Source organism: Desulfogranum marinum (assembly GCF_016918565.1).
In the GTDB taxonomy this organism is placed as follows: Bacteria; Desulfobacterota; Desulfobulbia; order Desulfobulbales; family Desulfobulbaceae; genus Desulfogranum; species Desulfogranum marinum.
In genome coordinates this window covers 47384-62387 of the sequence record NZ_JAFFQD010000019.1, presented here as the reverse complement: position 1 = coordinate 62387, position 15004 = coordinate 47384, and the positions used below count along the sequence as shown (strand labels likewise).

Sequence of the window (15004 nt, the reverse complement as noted above, 5' to 3'; positions counted from 1 at the left end):
CGTGCAAATCAATGCTGCTTGTTTATTTATTGTTTATTCTTCACAATTATCCAGATGGCATGAATCATTCCAGGTATAAAACCTAAAAATGTTAGCACGAGATTAATCCAAAAATGTTTACCAAACCCTACCTGGAGAAAAGCTGCCAGCGGTGGGAGGATAATCGCACATATTATTTTTATGATGTCGTTCATTTTTGTTTCCTCTTGGAGTTGTGGTTTGCAATATTTATAGGAGAAATCTGGACTTTTAGAGATCAGATATAAACAGGAAATATACGAAGAGCTGTCAGACCAGGGCGCAAATAAAACAATTTGGCATGCCTACTCCCAATGCACTGAATTTTTAGCCTAGTATAGTGCGGGGGTAGCGAGGTGCTCTTTACAGGATTTACGTTAAAAGCTCATGGGGCTGAGTTAAAACCGCCACCATGCTAGCCACCAAAACTTCGCTGCTTACTGTGGCTTGTCTCTAAATTATCCTCAAGCAGAGCTTTTTTCCTGGTACTAGACATTGCCTGACCGGCATGCGATGATCGACGGGTTACCCTTGCCTGAAAAAAGAAACTGAAGTTTACATGGAACTCAGGCGGTTTAAGGTAAGGAAGCACGAGAAAATCGAATTTGACTTGAACCAAAAGAGATGCCCCGGATTATTTTTTAATGAGTCGATATCCAAATAAGAGCAGAATTGCTCCACCAATTGCGATACCAATACTTCCAAAATTGAAGCCGGTAACATCACCGATGCCAAGTCTTGACCCTATAAATCCTCCTACAAAGGCACCAGCTATTCCTATCAGGATAGTGACAATGAATCCACCGGGATCATCACCGGGCATTATCATTTTTGCCAAAGCACCAACTATCAGTCCCATAATTATCCATGATAAGATTCCCATCCTTTCCTCCTAAGGGAGCGTAAATGTTAGTCCCATTCCAATGGAACTGCAATCAGACGAAGAGTCCAACTTTCCTGTTTACTGTGGGGCAATAATCAGCCACCAGAAAAACAGTACTGTTGTAAATATCAGAATAAAGATCATCTCTGGTAATGTCAACTCGGTCTGCAGTCTCTGCAAATTATCATTACTTTCTGTGAAGGTTTCTACACAGAATACGTAGGAAAATCCTCCCCGGTCAAAGTCAACATCTTTCCACTCTATTTGAACTCTAACGGTTGCTTCATTATTTAATGTCGCTACCGTCGTCCGGGCCTCCAACCTGCTTCCAATTGGTAATTATATCACCCATGATAAATAATTGGTCCTTTTCGGCTATGTGGGTGTGAAGATAGATGTCTTTGATTCCATATGGAGTGTGAGTGGCGATTGCTTTGGCTAAGCTGGTCATAAAGATTTGCCTATCCTTACTGTCCAGAAAGCCAGGTGTGTACAGGTCAATGAAGACAACCTCTTTTACACCAGCTTTTTCACATCCAGGACAGTACATGTCTTGGAAAAATTGCCAGTAATAGGTCACAAACGTTTCAGGTAGCCCAGTCTCTTTAACTACGTCCGCACTTATCTTCGCCATGGTCTTGTTTAGATCTAGAGTTGTAGGCATTGTGGTGATCTTGACCATAGGGTCGCCTGGGGTCATTTGGTTGCCGGCTGAGGAAGAAAGCGGTGTGCATAAGAGGCTGCTCAATAGACCAGCCAGTAGAAAAGAGGTAACGAAGTGTGTGTTGTTACACATGATGATTCCTATTCTGATTTATCGCTCAACATGTTTCACGCGATATGCAGACACTCTCGCTTTTAAGGAAGGGAAAAATGCAGTGATTGTCTCTTGACTCGCTGCAATGCCATGCATTGTCCTTGCACAGAGAACTTAATGGTCTGCTACATTGTGGTTGAAAATGACACTTATAGAATAAATTCAATGAATTGAACGATACAGCTGTCATCCGTATAATTCAATTGTTTTTCAAGGTATGAGAAAATTGTCTGTGCTCAGACGTGGTGATTTTTTTGCCGAGGTAGTGGGAACGGTGAGGGCTCAATGTTTTGTTCGGAGAGGCGTTTGAGGAAGAAGTGACAGGGGGAATCCCGGACCGTTGCCGAGAGTATCAGGAGTGTCTTAATTAAATGCCTTTTCAGCCTGCTTGAAAGTATTGCCGCTTTTTATCCTGCTATAAATAGCGTTTCCTACAGACAGAGTAAGCAACATATTCGACCAGTGAGTTGATGTCGTACACAGGAATTCCTATCTTTTCCTGGATGTGGTGCGAGAAGGCTGAAAGATCGGTACATTCGAGCAAGAGTGCATCAAGGTTGCCGCTGGTAACAAGCTCTTGTGCAGAATGGCAGATTTCTTTTTCCAGTTTTACCATATCAAAGTCATTGCGCTTGCCTTCAATAATCGTTTCCCAGAATTCCGGATACCCCTCCATCCCGCGTATCGTATAGTCGTTTATATCACTCGCTGCATTCTTAAAATGGTCCACGGTGAGTGCTTGTGCACTTGCCGTAAGAATGCCGATGTTTGCAGATACGCCGTGCATAAGCCGCATAAGTGGCAGTTGGAGAAGACTTGACACAAAGACCGGTATGTGGACAGCTGCAGCAAGTTCTGCTTGGAATCTTGCCAGAAAGCCACAACTGCCGGTAATGGCAGCGACACCATCTTTTTCAAGTTGTTGTGCCGCATCTATAAATGGTTGGAGCAGCCCAGGCTGTGGATCAAAAAGTAGTTTTGGAATATCAACACCCTTTACCACCGAACAGATGACCGGGAAGTTATAGGTTCTCGGATTCCTTACGTGTCCACGAGGTTTAGGAAACATACTCTCAAGGCAGAGGACGCCGATTGGAGTATCGTAATGGAGGAAACCGCCTTTGAGGATGTGTGTGGGATCTGGCATTGTAGTAGTACAGGTAGGTGGTTGCGAAAAAGGGCAGCCACAATGTGCGGCTGCCCTTAGTTTCAGTGTGAAAAAGTATGCTCGCTTGAACTATTTCTTTTTCATTTTGGCAGCAGCTTCACCCATGATAGCATAGGTTTCCTTGAGGTCTTTCACCCAATCTTCACCATAGCGAAAATCTACTACTGCTCCCATGTTATTGAATGCCTGGAGTACCTTGGGATCTTTCATGACTTTTTTGGTTGCTTCAACAAGGGTGGTCACAACTTCTTCCGGAACACCTTTAGGGGCGAAAATGCCTGACCAGCCTTCAAAGCTGCCTTTGATATTGTAGTCCGCAAAAGTAGGGACACCGGGGTATGCATCCATTTTAGAATTCATGACCAGTATGCGGGCGCGATCAGCTTTAACGTGAGGGCCAAAAGCAGGTGGGAAGGAAACTGCAGAGTCAATGTGGCCGCCGATAACAGAAACCATGGATTCTGCGGTGGTGTTGGCGTGCACGAATTTAGGGGTGTATCCAGCCTGGTCGGCAATAATGTTGGCAAGGATAGTTCCTGAAGATGCAGCTCCCCAGGAGCCTTGGGTAACTTTGTTTGTTTTTGCAGCGGCGATAAAATCATCAAATGTTTTAAACTCGCTGTCTTTGGCAACAAGGATGCCAAGCGGTACAGCGGTAAATTTAACAACCGGTACAAAGCTGTCAAAGCTATACGGGGTTTTGCTAAAGTTTGGCGTTACCAGAACATTGCTGAGACCGGCATTGATCAGGGTGTATCCATCTTTTTTAGCATTGGCAACAAAGGTGGTACCGATAACTCCACCACCGCCTGCTTTGTTGATAACAACAACAGGAACGCCAAGTTCTTTCTCCATTGCATCGGCCCATACGCGGGTGGTGAGATCAGAGTCACCACCGGCTCCCCATGGCACGATAACGTTGATTGGCTTTTTAGGGTATTCAGCCTGTGCAGAGACGGTTACCAGTGAGATAGCAAGTGCTGCTGCAATTGACGTGAATGTTTTTGTCCATTTCATCATACTTAGCTCCTTAACAATTGATTGAATGTTATGGTCTGATTTATACGGTCATGGGTATCCAAAACCGTCGTTTAACTAACTTAAGTCGTACTTTTCTTCTTTAGCCATAACAGGCCGTTTTGCTTTCTTTCGCTGGCGAATGGTCGAGTAGACCGATATGGCCGCCAGTGCCGTAAAAATCCATGCAAATGGAGTTGTAAAATAGAGGTGGTATTCGCTGCCGACAATGGCGACTGCCTGGTCAAGGTTTTGCTCGAGCATTGGGGTAAGAATAAAACCAATGAGATAGGCCGCCGGGTTAAGGCCGACTAATCGCATCCCAAACCCAAACATGGTGAACAGGATGAGAATCATGACGTCGTTGATGTTCTGATTTGCGGTAAAGGCACCGGCAAAGGCAAAAATGGTGACGCAGGGGAAAATGTAATGGCGTGGTACCGATGCCACCTTGGTCCAGAATTTAAAGCCGATCCGGGCCAACACCAGTAGAACCAGGTCTGTAAGAAGAAATCCGGCAAAAATGCCATAAATAACCTGGGTATGTTCAAAGAAAATAGTTGGTCCGGGAGTAATGCCCTGGATCAGAAACGCGCCGAAAAGCAGAGCCGTTACATCGTCACCGGGGATACTCAAGGTAAGCATCGGGATCATGGCAGCTGCGCAGACCGCATTGTTTGCCGATTCTGCCGCTGCAATCCCACGAATGGAACCTTTGCCGAACATCTCCGGGTTTTTCGCCGTTCGCTTTGCTTCGCCATAGGCCAGGAATGCCGCCGGAGTCGAGCCGAGCCCCGGCAGGGAGCCCAGGATGGTTCCTATGCCGGAAGATTTAATGATGGTACCCAGTACAGACCGGTACTCTTTCCAGCTGATTCGATTGTCCTCGGGATTGGGAGAGACGGTGAGTCCCAGGTTGGCCTGGGGGTTATGGCGTTTGCGTATAGCCATAATAACTTCCGGCATAACCAGCACGCCGATGAGCATTGGTGTAAAGGTGAAGCCGCTCATGAGTTCAGGCATGCCAAAGGTAAAACGCGTGGCTCCCGTAATGGAAGACATGCCCACTGTGGCAAAGAGCATGCCAAGGCAGGTAGAGAGCAAGCCGCGGGAGATTGATTCCCCTGTGACCGAACCTATCACGGTAAAAGCAAAGAGAAGAAGATACACCTTCTCAATAGGACCGGCCTTGAGTGAAATCAGCGAGATCGGCGCAGCAACAAAGATAAGAACCAATGTGCTTAGCATCTCGCCGGTTACAGAGGCATAGAGTGCCATGCAGAGGGCTTTGCCGGACTTGCCTGCCTTGGTGAGGGCATGGCCGTCCTGAGCAGTAAGAAATGCTGCTGCTGCACCGGGAGTGTTGATGAGGATGGCCGATATCGAACCACCGTAAATGCCGGCTTTATATACGGCAAGGAGCATGGTAATGCCGACAACCGGGTCAACGTAAAAGGTTAGTGGCAGCATGATAGCGATTGCCATGATGCCTGATACGCCGGGGATTGCACCAAAAATAATACCAACGGTTACGCCAATTATGATACCCACGATCGGGCCGACGGCAAAGACGGTAGCAAAGCCTTGGATGATATTTTCAAACATTACCTACCTCTCTTAGGACAAGGACCAGGTTGGTAGAAATACGCGCAGGTATTGGCTACAACCGTAAAAGATGACAATCGGGGTAACGATGGAAATGATGATAATGGGAATCCAGCTGCGCCCACCCAGGAGGTATGCTATCGAAAAAATGGTAAACGGGGTCGCAACAATGAAACCGACATGGGGAACAGCCAGCCAATACAGGATAAAGATGGAAAAATAGAGCGCCACGCCGCCAAAACCAGTGGTGTCGATATGTTCAATGAGGGCGAGCTTTTCTTTTTTATGCATCTTTAATAGAGACTGAATGCCGATGGTGCCGGAGAAGAGGAGTATGCAAATCGCGATGACTCGTGGCACAAACATGGAGCCGAGTTCCGTTTCCATGCCACCTTCGACCAGATTGTCATTGGTCAGGATTATCAGTGACACGGTTATGAGTATCGCTGATAGGACAACATCTACTTTCCTTCTGTTCATCGTTTCACCTGTAAGATGAGGCTAGTTTGAGCTTAAAATGTAAAAGCCTTTTGTGTGCATGCTAGTCTTGGGTGGTGGTATCACAATAATTTTCAAGTGATACCGGCCTAAATGGTTGCTGAATATGCAGGCTGCCGACTTTTTTTGGTGAGGTTGAAAGGGTAGCCGCTGTGATTTCTGCAAGGGCCGGGCCGCACATTCTTCCCTGGCATGGCCCCATGCCGCATCGAGTGTAGAGTTTGACCTCGTTTACATCTGTATTGCCTTCAAGTACAACTTTTCTGATGTCTCCGGCGCTTACAGATTCACATCTGCAAACTTTGGTTTGATCAGGTACTGCAAAGATGGCAGGGTTAGGAGCAAAAACGTAACGCAGAAATCCTCTCGCAAAACGGGTAAGCCTGAGTTTGTTAAGCGGCTGTTTAGAGCGAAAGGCAGCTTCACTGTCCGTAATGACGCCCAGTCTCCTTGCCGCATCTATGCCGGCAAGGGTGCCTTTGGTAATGCTTGCATCTCCACCGTGGACGTAGCCTGCATCCCCTGCCAGGTAGAGTCCATCAATACTGGTTGCTCCACACTCTGTGACCTCCGGGTGCCAATAGCGTTGCACCGGATCCCAAAGATGTTTTGCACCAAGAGAACTGAGGATGTGGGTTCGTGGTATGATGCCTTCATGAAGTAAAAGGCAGGTGGTTGCAATTTCTTTGGTTTCACCCTTCACTTCATAGGTGATTTTTTCGACCCTTTGGGTGCCGATAGCCTGTAAATTTTTGGCACCAAGTACAAAAGGAATTTTTGCTTTGGCAATCTTGCGTGCCATGGACAATCCCTTGCCCAGGTAGGCAGAATCAAAAAAAGAAACCGCCATTGGAATTGCAGACATGATTCTTTTGCGCCAATAACCAGTGTCGAGCCACGCTGCAATGTTGACCCCACGATCAATGAGATGACAGGCGAGCAGCAGCAAGAGGGGGCCGTTTCCTGCTAGAACTATCGGTTGTGCAGGATCCTTGAGGAGTGTGCCCCCGGATCGGAGAAGGATATCTGCACCTCCTGCACCCAAAACGCCGGGAAGCGTCCAGCCGGGAAATGGAACAGGACGTTCCATGGCGCCGGGAGCGACAATCACTGATTGGGTGGGAAATATTTTTGTCTTTCCCTCGGCGGTACATGATACCTTGTGCGGTTCTAGTCCCCAGACTGTTGTGTCGGGAAAGTAGGTAATATCAGATGCTCTGAATTTTTTGGCCAGCGCCATTCCTTGGGCGCGTTCTTTTGCATCAAGAGATGCCTGTCCCAGTGGAGATTCGATATTGCGAAACAACTGACCGCCGGGAGAGGATTGCTCGTCCACCAGGTTCACTTCCAGGCCGCAATTACTTGCTGCGCAGGCTGCTGCAAGGCCTGCCGGCCCTGCTCCGACTACTACGAGATCTGTCTGTCGTTCCATCATTTTGCCCCTGCGGTTGCAACCTGTCGTTTCACAATCATCCCTTCCTCCACCGTGACCAGGCACGACTGTATATTTGGCTCTCCATTGATTTCCATCATGCACTCAAAGCATACGCCCATGAGGCAGTAGGGAGCCCGGGGGCTGCCATCGACAGGGTTGGTGTATGTTTCGCCGGCATGGTGGTGGCCAAGGACTGCGGCTGCGACGGAAATACCGGCAGGAACAGTAACAGGGATGTCGTCAACCAGTATTGTTACCGTATCGTTATGTTCACTTTTCTCCATTCTTTTTGCCTTAATGTACATCGACGCCGAAGCGTTGAAGGGTCATGTCTTGAGCGAGATCCGGCAAACAGCCTCCCAGTATGAATTCCGGTAGGTGGCGAGTGTGGGCTGCCGCGAGCGTGACAGCACTGTGGGTATTAATCAGGGTAACTTTCGGGTGGTTGGGTAGTCTGCTGTAAATAGCCTGCTTGTCTTCCGGCATAACCCGGAGGCCGCTCCATGCTCGAATGAGGCGTTTTTTTCCTAGCTCGGGCCAAATTTGAATGGCTGCCCTTCCTTCACTTGCAACCGCCTCGGGCACGATACGCGTGTCGTGGCCAATGAACTCATGGCGAAAGCCAATGATAATTGTACCGCCAAAAGTTTGCGTTACTCCAAGCAGGGGAATAGGCATGACAGGGGGCATGCGCTCTACGAGGAGCACTTGGCCTTTGTCTGCACTTACCGGCAGGCTTGAGAGCGCAAATCGAGAAAATCTCCTATTTGACAGACCAGCAGATAAAACTAATCGTTCACATTTCATCTGTCCTTTGTCGGTGAAAACGCTATAGCCTCCATCTTGTGGGCAAACGTCATGGATGTGTGCCTCGATAACGTTGCCGCCAAGTTTGCAAAACGCCGCTTTATAGGCACGCATGAGCGCAAGTGGTTCTACAACACCATCCGCTTCACACCAGGCTGCACCGACTACATCGGGTCCGAATCCAATTTTAGGGAGTTTTTTTTCGAGTTCAGTTCGAGAGATCATGCCGCCAGGGTACTCACCAAGGAGGTCCTTGAGTTTTGCTATATAAGCGGCTTTATTTTCGTATTCTTTTTGCCCTACGCAGGCAATGAGCCCGCCTGTGTAGTTAACGGGGATGTCCAGGCCGGAAATTTCCTCAAGCTCCCGGGTGAGTGCAGGGAAAAGGCTTGCAGAGTGAAAACCCCACTTTGCGTAATTGGGAAGGTGGAGAAATTTAGATTGGCACCAGATAAGACCAACATTAGCGCGAGAAGCTTTGTTGGTTTGGGTAGGGGCGTCAATGAGTGTGACTTTCGTCCCTTTTGCAGCCAGGCCATAGGCTACGGCTAATCCGCTAATACCACCTCCGGCAATAAGTATATCATGCTCAGAAGTTTGACGTTTGAACTTTCCCATTCTTCGGCTCAATAGATGTGTCGTATGATTAACGGTGAAATTAAGCCTGTTTATAGGCGATACAGTCAACCTCTACCCGAAGATCGCTCATCATCATCGCTTGTATAGTGACCCTTGCCGGAGCGTGCTCGGTCAAAAAGTATTCACCATACACTTTGTTGAATTCCGAGAAATCGCGAGGGTCATCTATCCATACGCCAACCCGGACAACATCTTCAAGGCTATAACCGGCTGTTTCAAGCACTGATTGAAGGTTGTCAAGTGTTGCTCTGGCTTGGGTTGTCATGGTGCCGGCAACGATCTCACCGTTTCTATCTCTTGGAACCTGGCCGCTTACATAGAGCCAGCCATCAGCTCCAGCTGCTTTAGCAAAGGGAAGGGCGCCTGCTTTTGGTGTGCCGTATCGTTCTATGGACATCTTGGGTTCTCCGGTCATTGTAATGGCTATATAAGAAGAAGGTGTATTGTATCTATATGTTACAGGTGTGTCGTTTGGTAACTGTTAAATATTAGGTTTTTGTTATGGTTTGTTTATTGAAAGCATAAGGTATGCCAAAAAGGCTGTAAATGGCTTTGTCCTTTTGTTTCAGTATGTTGTGAGTTGAGTGGGATTTGGTTGGTTTTTGTTTAGTTGTAATGTATTGTTACAAGAGTCGTTCGGTTAAACACTTTTTTGAGCCTAATTTGTTGTTGTTCCATATTTATTACGAATGCAGGTCGCTTTTGTAATGGAACGTAACAGTGTAAAAAAATGATACAGTTGGATAAGGTTATGCAAATACAGGGGATGCCCAATCTCACCGCCATTATCGAGCAGTCCTTACAACGCTCCGCTCAGTATGGAGTTGATCCCCATCAGCTCTGTGCACCGGAATCGAGCAAACTGACAGCCGACCAGCTGGCCCATCGTATAGAAAAACAAAGGGACTTTTATACGATGGCCCGCGAACAGTTGGACAACCTCTACCGACTGCTACAGGACACTGGTTTTTGTATGGCTTTGGCGGATAAAGAAGGATATGTGCTGCATGTGATAGGGGATTCTGATCTTGTAGAGCATTTTAAGCGACGCAATTGTACTCCCGGGTATCGTTGGACTGAAAAAGATATTGGTACTTGTGCCATTGGCTTGGTGCTTGAGGAGGAGATCCCCATTTTTTTGCACGGCGATCAGATGTTTTCAACCTTGGCGCAGAAAATCAGTAATGCCGGAGCACCTATCTTTTCGCCGGATGGAAGTGAGTTGCTTGGAGTGGTGAGCTTAAGTGGATATTCAGAAAATATGCATATCCATACCCTTGGTCTTGTCAGGCTATCTGCAGAAACTGTTACAGCGCAATTACGTGAAGCTGCCCATAACAGAAAGCTTGCCATCCAGAATCAATATATGAACGCACTGCTTGCATCAACATCCAAAGGGATGATCACTGTAAATCAGAAAGGGCTAATGGTGCAGGCAAATCGAAAAGCACAGAATTTGCTGCAGCTCCCACCCGATTTTAAAAATAAATCGTTTACGCAATGTGTGGGTGAGGGCTTATCGGTAGCTGAATATTTACGTACCGGAAAAGGGTTCACCTCCAGAGAGTTTGTCTCAAGTGTGGGCGGTGCAACTCATTTTGCTTCGTTAGACCCCATTCGTTTAGATACCGGAGAATTAGTTGGTGGGTTGATTACGGTTATCGAAAAAAAGGAGTTTGTGCAGTTTGCAGTAGAGATGACCGGTTCCCATGCTCATTTCACCTTTGACACAATTATTGGTAACAGCGACAAGCTGCTTGAGGCTGTGCATATGGCAAACATTGCAGCGAGCAGTTCAACAACGGTTTTACTTTCCGGCGAAACAGGGACCGGAAAAGAGGTTTTTGCCCAGGCCATTCACAATGCAAGTGACCGGGCAGGCAGCCCTTTTGTTGCTATTAACTGTGGTGCTATCCCTAAAGAACTCCTTGAAAGTGAACTCTTTGGCTATGAAGAAGGGTCATTTACCGGCGCACAAAAAGGAGGTAGACCAGGAAAGCTTGAGCTTGCGGACAATGGGACCCTTTTTCTGGATGAAATTGGAGACATGCCCTTTGACATGCAGGTCAAACTTCTTCGCGTATTGCAGACGGGTGAGATTCAGCGAGTGGGTGGATTGCGAAGCATTCCTGTTAATCTGCGGGTCATTTCGGCCACCAATAGGGACCTGAAGCAGGCCATTGAAGATCATAAATTCCGTGATGACCTATATTACAGGATATGTACCTTAAAAATTACTATTCCGCCGTTGCGTGATCGTGATGATGATATTTTAGAGCTGACGAATCATTTTGTCCGTCGCCATGAAATTCATCTTAACCGTCAGTTTTTCCTCAAAAAACCTGAGACTGTTCAGGCAGTCCAGCAGTACCATTGGCCAGGAAACATCCGTCAGCTGGAGAGTGCGGTAGAACGAGCTGTTCATCTGTGCGAAGATGAAATTCTGCTGCCGGAGCATTTCGGTATCTCTGAAATGCTGGGTGAGCAGGTAGATGCTGATGCAGTGTCATCCTTTCACCACAAGACCTTGGCTGAGGTTGAAAGGCTAACCATTTCCCAGGCTCTTGAAGAGTTCGGCGGCAATATATGTAAAACTGCTCAGGCCCTAAATATCAGCAGGCCGACGATCTATAGAAAAATTGAGAAGTATGATATTAAAGCGCCTCAAGCCAAGTAAGGTGTCAGGCGCGTGCGTAAAGGATGTGAGCCATGTTTATCCCCGTAGACCAATTCGAAGACAGGAACGTAACCATAACAATTGATAAACAGGAGTTTCAGGTACCGGAAGGAATTTCCGTGGCAGCAGCTATTCTTGGCCATGGAGGCCATGCCGATTGCAGATGTTCTTTTGTCCACGGTGAAAAACGGGCACCGTTTTGTTTTATCGGTGTTTGCCATGAATGCCTTGTTGAGATTGACGGTAAACCAAACCAACAGGCTTGTCTTGTCCTGGTTCGGGACGGCATGCACATTGTTAAGCAGCAGGTAAAAGAAGGGTAAGAGTAGATGAAAACCAAATGGGAGGTAATTGTGGTGGGCGCAGGGCCTGCAGGGATGGCCTGTGCCGCATCTTGCGCCGAGCAGGGAATGGGGGTGCTGGTCCTGGATGAACAGCCTTCTCCCGGCGGTCAAATTTATCGTAATATAGAGCGCCAGCGGGATAAGGTCCTCGCGGTTCTTGGCCAGGAGTATCTTCGCGGTGCCGGCCTGGCAACAAGGTTGAGGATAAGTGGAGCAGAGTATAAACCGTTGAGCAAGGCGTGGAAGGTCGAATCGAATGGCAGGGTTTGCTTCTCAGAAAATGGGAGCTCTAGGGAAGTTCAAGGAAAGCGGGTTGTATTGGCAATCGGTGCCATGGAACGGCCTGTGCCTTTTTCAGGATGGACGCTGCCAGGTGTGGCTGAGGCAGGAGGGGTGGACGCCTTTTTGAAAAGTGATGGTTTGGTGCCGCAGGGGCCTGTGGCAATTGCTGGTAGCGGCCCCATAATGCTTCTTGTTGCCGGGCACCTGAACAAGCTTGGTGTGGAGGTAAACAGCTTTTTTGATACGACTCCTTCTTTAAGCGTACTCTCCGCTTTGCCGCACTTGCTTCCTGCCTTAAGGCGAGTTGATTATTTGGCGAAAGGTGTTGCTATGCTTATGGAAACCCGTAAATCCGTTGGGCAGTACAAACGAGGAGTGAGCCATTATGAAGCTGTTGGAGCAGAGCATGTAACAGCTGTTGTTGCTCATAAGCATGGTAAAGCTACCACGGTTCCTGCATCCACTTTACTGGTTCATGAAGGCATCATTCCCCGAACTGAATTTACCCGGCAACTCAGACTTGCTCACAAATGGGATGGTGTCCAGCGGTATTGGTATCCTGATATTGATGAGGACGGGAGGACAAGTTTGCCTGCAATCTTTGTGGCTGGTGATAGTGGCTTTGTGCATGGTGGTGTTGCTGCGGAGCTAAAAGGAGAAATCACAGCTCTTGCCATTGCAGCTGAGTTGGGAAAAGGGGGCGCATTTAATGAAAAAAGGCAAAAGAGTTTGCGTAAGCAACTAGCTCATGAGTTACTCACAAGGTCGTTTGTCGATGCAATGTATTCGCCCCGTCCAAATCTATCTGCTGTAGATGATCACGTTACTGTGTGTCGCTGCGAAGAGGTGACGGCGAAAACCATACGGGCATTGGTAAGTAGCGGGCAAACTGCACCAGAGCAGGTCAAGGCTGTTTCACGGTGTGGAATGGGGCCGTGCCAAGGGCGAATGTGCAGCAGCAGTTTAATTGAGATAATGGCATCGGAAACCGGTAAAAATGCACAGGACCTTCCACCACTCAATGTAAGGCCGCCGGTGCGAAATATTGGTTTGGGTGAATTGGCAAATGCAACCTTGCTGCCTCACAATGCAGCACAAAAGAGCAGCTCATGAAAAAGGTAGATTGTATATTTATCGGCGGCGGGCTGATGGGGCTTGCTTCCGCCCTTTTCATGGCACGGGATGGTAAAAAGGTCCTTGTGCTTGATAAGGATTGTACCGGTAAGCATGCCTCAGGTGTCAATGCTGGAGGGGTACGGAGTTTAAAGCGCGATATTGCAGAGTTGCCGTATATCCATGGAGCGCTTGCAATGTGGCACAATATGGAAAAAATTGTCGGCTCTGATTGCGGATTTTATCAAACCGGATATTTGATTGCTGCGGAAGATGACCAGGCGATGCGGGAGCTTGAACAGCGTGCTGCACAGACCCGTGAGCTAGGGTATGACAATGAAATGTTGATTGGCCGAGATAGGTTGCGCGAGCTTGCCCCGATAGTGCGGGAGCACTGTGTCGGCGGCATTATGTCGGTGAAGGATGGACATGCTTCTCCTGCTGAGACCTGCCGCGCCTTTCATGCTGCTTTGGTTGGGGCTGGTGGGGTTGTTCATAACCACTGCGAAGTAGTTGGTATCGATCCCGGTGAAAATGGATTTTGTGTGCATACCACCTCGCAAGGCAAACTCTACGCAGAGCAGGTTGTCAATTGCGCTGGTGCCTGGGCAGGTAAGCTGGCCCATATGATTGGTGATACGTTACCTGTTGAGCCTGTTGGCGCAAGTGTTTTAGTTACAGCACGAATGCCGAGATTGCTGCATCCCTTTGTGGCCGTACAGGGGAGAAAGCTGTGGTTTAATCAGGCACGAAATGGAACCTTGTTAATCTGTGGTGGTTATCTGGCAGATGTTGACATGGAAAAAGGGCTCACCCGTATGAATTTTCATGAACTGCAGGCCTGCGCCAAAGTCGCCTACGATCTTTTTGCTGTCACCGATGATATAACCATTGTTCGTTCATGGGCAGGGCTTGATGGTGAAACCCCTGATCATTTTCCAATTATTGGGTACTCAAACAAAGTGCCGGGTTTGTTCCATGTTTGCGGTTTCTCCAAACATGGTTTTGCCCTTTCGCCAATGGTTGGCCAGGTTGTCAGCGCACTGCTGCAGGGTAAAAAACCAGAGGTTGGGATTGCCGGGTTTGAAGTAGAACGATTTGATAGGGTATCGGACCTGGTTGCTTCTAACCCAATTCCTCATGAAAATTGTGGCAATCTGTCAAATTACAAATAATTTTTATATGTTATACAAACTAAGATGAAGTTGAAAGTTTTTCACAATGTTCACCAAAGGTCAGTCCATCCAGCACCATTTTCTTCAGTATTTTGGCAATGAATATAGGCGACTATGATTCATTACCAAAAACTTTGAACCTGGCACTGCCTGAACTGATGAGAAATCCAGGCTAAATAGTTACGAGTCTTTTTAGGCTTGTTGTTGATAATAAATATTGTTAGTGTTTGATCAGTGATCCTTTAGATAAATTCATAAGAGGAGGAAGTAAATGGCTGACCCTAAAGATATGTATCAATGTCAGGTAAGCAATTGCGGCTATGTTTATGATCCAGACAAAGGAGAGCCTAAAACAAATACACCTGCCGGCACCGCTTTTAAGGATTTACCCGATGATTGGCAATGTCCTTTTTGCGGTTCATCCAAGAAAACTTTTAGACCGTTAGCCGGGCCGGGTTCTGTTCTTGAGGATGGTATTTAATTCGTTCTTCATTGAAAAACGTATATTTTTTTGTTGCTGAACAAA

At 47.5% G+C, this 15004-nt stretch carries 16 protein-coding genes; 5 read left to right on the top strand and 11 right to left on the bottom strand.

Features of this window, described 5'->3' with window-relative positions; all coding sequences use genetic code 11:
* Positions 1-26: 26 nt before the first annotated feature.
* The 11 genes from JWH17_RS11855 to JWH17_RS11805 form a co-directional block, all read right to left on the bottom strand.
* A complete protein-coding gene (locus JWH17_RS11855) occupies positions 27-194 on the bottom strand; it encodes a YqaE/Pmp3 family membrane protein (RefSeq protein WP_205222836.1) in 168 nt (55 codons plus the stop codon).
* Positions 195-652: 458 nt separating this feature from the next.
* On the bottom strand, positions 653-901 hold the full coding sequence (locus JWH17_RS11850) for a GlsB/YeaQ/YmgE family stress response membrane protein (RefSeq protein ID WP_205222835.1): 249 nt from the start codon (positions 899-901) through the stop codon (positions 653-655).
* 286 nt (positions 902-1187) lie between these two features.
* Positions 1188-1697, bottom strand: coding sequence for a hypothetical protein (locus JWH17_RS11845; RefSeq protein ID WP_205222834.1), 510 nt, complete (start codon positions 1695-1697; stop codon positions 1188-1190).
* A gap of 436 nt (positions 1698-2133) precedes the next feature.
* A complete protein-coding gene (locus JWH17_RS11840) occupies positions 2134-2865 on the bottom strand; it encodes an aspartate/glutamate racemase family protein (protein WP_205222833.1) in 732 nt (243 codons plus the stop codon).
* A gap of 90 nt (positions 2866-2955) precedes the next feature.
* Positions 2956-3906: a Bug family tripartite tricarboxylate transporter substrate binding protein gene (locus tag JWH17_RS11835; protein WP_205222832.1), complete on the bottom strand. Its 951-nt coding sequence runs from the start codon at positions 3904-3906 to the stop codon at positions 2956-2958.
* 75 nt (positions 3907-3981) lie between these two features.
* Positions 3982-5508, bottom strand: a complete 1527-nt coding sequence (locus tag JWH17_RS11830; RefSeq protein WP_205222831.1) for a tripartite tricarboxylate transporter permease — start codon at positions 5506-5508, stop codon at positions 3982-3984.
* 12 nt (positions 5509-5520) lie between these two features.
* On the bottom strand, positions 5521-5988 hold the full coding sequence (locus JWH17_RS11825) for a tripartite tricarboxylate transporter TctB family protein (RefSeq protein WP_205222830.1): 468 nt from the start codon (positions 5986-5988) through the stop codon (positions 5521-5523).
* Between the two features lie 61 nt (positions 5989-6049).
* Positions 6050-7441: an FAD-dependent oxidoreductase gene (locus JWH17_RS11820; RefSeq protein WP_205222829.1), complete on the bottom strand. Its 1392-nt coding sequence runs from the start codon at positions 7439-7441 to the stop codon at positions 6050-6052.
* Complete coding sequence (locus tag JWH17_RS11815) at positions 7438-7725, bottom strand: (2Fe-2S)-binding protein (RefSeq protein ID WP_205222828.1); 288 nt, start codon at positions 7723-7725, stop codon at positions 7438-7440. The genes JWH17_RS11820 and JWH17_RS11815 overlap by 4 nt, the downstream gene beginning before the upstream one ends.
* Before the next feature lie 10 nt (positions 7726-7735).
* Positions 7736-8866, bottom strand: coding sequence for an NAD(P)/FAD-dependent oxidoreductase (locus JWH17_RS11810; RefSeq protein ID WP_205222827.1), 1131 nt, complete (start codon positions 8864-8866; stop codon positions 7736-7738).
* Between the two features lie 40 nt (positions 8867-8906).
* On the bottom strand, positions 8907-9284 hold the full coding sequence (locus tag JWH17_RS11805) for a RidA family protein (protein WP_205222826.1): 378 nt from the start codon (positions 9282-9284) through the stop codon (positions 8907-8909).
* Positions 9285-9617: 333 nt separating this feature from the next.
* Between JWH17_RS11805 and JWH17_RS11800 the strand changes: the two genes are divergently transcribed.
* The 5 genes from JWH17_RS11800 to JWH17_RS11780 all read left to right on the top strand — a co-directional run bounded on the left by JWH17_RS11800 (position 9618) and on the right by JWH17_RS11780 (position 14959).
* Positions 9618-11564 carry a sigma-54-dependent Fis family transcriptional regulator gene (locus JWH17_RS11800; RefSeq protein WP_205222825.1) on the top strand — a complete coding sequence of 649 codons (1947 nt, stop codon included), beginning with the start codon at positions 9618-9620 and terminating at the stop codon, positions 11562-11564.
* Positions 11565-11596: 32 nt separating this feature from the next.
* The gene (locus JWH17_RS11795) at positions 11597-11887 is read left to right on the top strand and encodes a (2Fe-2S)-binding protein (RefSeq protein WP_205222824.1); all 291 of its coding nucleotides are present in this window, start codon (positions 11597-11599) and stop codon (positions 11885-11887) included.
* Between the two features lie 6 nt (positions 11888-11893).
* Entirely contained in the window at positions 11894-13303 is a 1410-nt protein-coding gene (locus tag JWH17_RS11790; RefSeq protein ID WP_205222823.1) for an NAD(P)/FAD-dependent oxidoreductase, read from the top strand.
* A complete protein-coding gene (locus JWH17_RS11785) occupies positions 13300-14478 on the top strand; it encodes an NAD(P)/FAD-dependent oxidoreductase (protein ID WP_205222822.1) in 1179 nt (392 codons plus the stop codon). Before JWH17_RS11790 ends, JWH17_RS11785 begins: the two co-directional genes overlap by 4 nt.
* Positions 14479-14749: 271 nt before the next feature.
* Positions 14750-14959, top strand: a complete 210-nt coding sequence (locus JWH17_RS11780) for a rubredoxin (protein WP_205222821.1) — start codon at positions 14750-14752, stop codon at positions 14957-14959.
* The last annotated feature ends 45 nt before the right edge of the window (positions 14960-15004 follow it).

Excerpts from the sequence above, each read along its gene's own strand:
- JWH17_RS11855 (WP_205222836.1), bottom strand. The coding sequence starts at position 194 with ATGAACGACATCATAAAAATAATATGTGCGATTATCCTCCCACCGCTG.
- JWH17_RS11850 (WP_205222835.1), bottom strand. The coding sequence starts at position 901 with ATGGGAATCTTATCATGGATAATTATGGGACTGATAGTTGGTGCTTTG.
- JWH17_RS11845 (WP_205222834.1), bottom strand. The coding sequence starts at position 1,697 with ATGTGTAACAACACACACTTCGTTACCTCTTTTCTACTGGCTGGTCTA.
- JWH17_RS11840 (WP_205222833.1), bottom strand. The coding sequence starts at position 2,865 with ATGCCAGATCCCACACACATCCTCAAAGGCGGTTTCCTCCATTACGAT.
- JWH17_RS11835 (WP_205222832.1), bottom strand. The coding sequence starts at position 3,906 with ATGATGAAATGGACAAAAACATTCACGTCAATTGCAGCAGCACTTGCT.
- JWH17_RS11830 (WP_205222831.1), bottom strand. The coding sequence starts at position 5,508 with ATGTTTGAAAATATCATCCAAGGCTTTGCTACCGTCTTTGCCGTCGGC.
- JWH17_RS11825 (WP_205222830.1), bottom strand. The coding sequence starts at position 5,988 with ATGAACAGAAGGAAAGTAGATGTTGTCCTATCAGCGATACTCATAACC.
- JWH17_RS11820 (WP_205222829.1), bottom strand. The coding sequence starts at position 7,441 with ATGATGGAACGACAGACAGATCTCGTAGTAGTCGGAGCAGGGCCGGCA.
- JWH17_RS11815 (WP_205222828.1), bottom strand. The coding sequence starts at position 7,725 with ATGGAGAAAAGTGAACATAACGATACGGTAACAATACTGGTTGACGAC.
- JWH17_RS11810 (WP_205222827.1), bottom strand. The coding sequence starts at position 8,866 with ATGGGAAAGTTCAAACGTCAAACTTCTGAGCATGATATACTTATTGCC.
- JWH17_RS11805 (WP_205222826.1), bottom strand. The coding sequence starts at position 9,284 with ATGTCCATAGAACGATACGGCACACCAAAAGCAGGCGCCCTTCCCTTT.
- JWH17_RS11800 (WP_205222825.1), top strand. The coding sequence starts at position 9,618 with ATGATACAGTTGGATAAGGTTATGCAAATACAGGGGATGCCCAATCTC.
- JWH17_RS11795 (WP_205222824.1), top strand. The coding sequence starts at position 11,597 with ATGTTTATCCCCGTAGACCAATTCGAAGACAGGAACGTAACCATAACA.
- JWH17_RS11790 (WP_205222823.1), top strand. The coding sequence starts at position 11,894 with ATGAAAACCAAATGGGAGGTAATTGTGGTGGGCGCAGGGCCTGCAGGG.
- JWH17_RS11785 (WP_205222822.1), top strand. The coding sequence starts at position 13,300 with ATGAAAAAGGTAGATTGTATATTTATCGGCGGCGGGCTGATGGGGCTT.
- JWH17_RS11780 (WP_205222821.1), top strand. The coding sequence starts at position 14,750 with ATGGCTGACCCTAAAGATATGTATCAATGTCAGGTAAGCAATTGCGGC.